This is a genomic window from Vibrio sp. YT-19(2023) (assembly GCF_033337395.1).
The window spans coordinates 1-928 of sequence record NZ_JAWOQN010000227.1; the positions used below are offsets into that span (position 1 = coordinate 1).

2 protein-coding genes are annotated in these 928 nt (G+C 42.3%); both read right to left on the minus strand.

Annotation, left to right across the window (positions count from 1 at the left end; translation table 11 throughout):
• The coding region (locus R7E78_RS25045) for a GNAT family N-acetyltransferase (RefSeq protein ID WP_318058463.1) at positions 1-480 on the minus strand (480 nt) is incomplete at its 3' end.
• 11 nt (positions 481-491) lie between these two features.
• On the minus strand, positions 492-928 hold a 437-nt coding region (locus R7E78_RS25050; protein WP_318058464.1), incomplete at its 5' end, for a GNAT family N-acetyltransferase.

A 928-nucleotide genomic window follows, 5' to 3' on the forward strand; every position in this document is an offset into this window, starting at 1 on the left:
AGTCAACGTCATACTATCAATCACTTCGGATTCTTCTTCCCCGGTACGCACAAAACCACACTTCTTGTAAAAATTCAGCCCTTGCTTATTAGTGTTCAGTGCTTTCAGACTTATCTGCATTACTGGCGTAGAGAGTAGACGTGTTTCGAGCTCATCTAATAGTGCACTTCCTGCCCCTTGCCCATAATGTAACGGCGAGACATAGCAACACGTTACCAACGCCGTTTTATCTTCACTGGTGTGGTTAGGCAACTCGTAACTTAAAAACCCGACGATTTCCCCTTGTTTCTCAACCACGATCAATTGAGCCAGTTGCTCCGTCATAACTCGTGTCCACATCCTTTCTCGGCGCTCAATGGTAAACTGCTCTATATAGCTTTGTGGCATTAACCCTTTGTACGCCACCTGCCACGAATCGACATGTATTTTAGCAATTTGAGCTGCTTCTTCTCTAACAGCATTCCCTACTGTGTATCCCATTACTTTCCTTTCTATTCATCCTGAGTAAATACGCGCAATCGGTTATAAGCTTCAAAACCCAAAGATTCGCACAACTTAATCGAAGGTGTATTTTCGATATCTACTCGGTATCTCACTTTACGATCTCGCGTTTTAACCTCCGCCACTAAGTGTGAAAGCAAGCGCTTACCGTACCCTTTTTCTCTCGCTTTAGGGCTAACCAGTAACGATAACGACTCAAATGGTTCCTTTCCTTCGTAGCAATATGACGCTAATGCCGCAACCAATTTACCCTCTTCTAAAATGCCATAGAAGAAGTGGCTATCGAGCTCGAAATCGGCTTTCGCAATATCTTCTGCGCTGTTACTACGTAAAAATACGTCAAGCAACTCATTGTCAGATTCAATATTCAAAGTGAAAACATCAGCATCTTTATTGAAGGTATTATCATTAAATAAATGATAGTCGA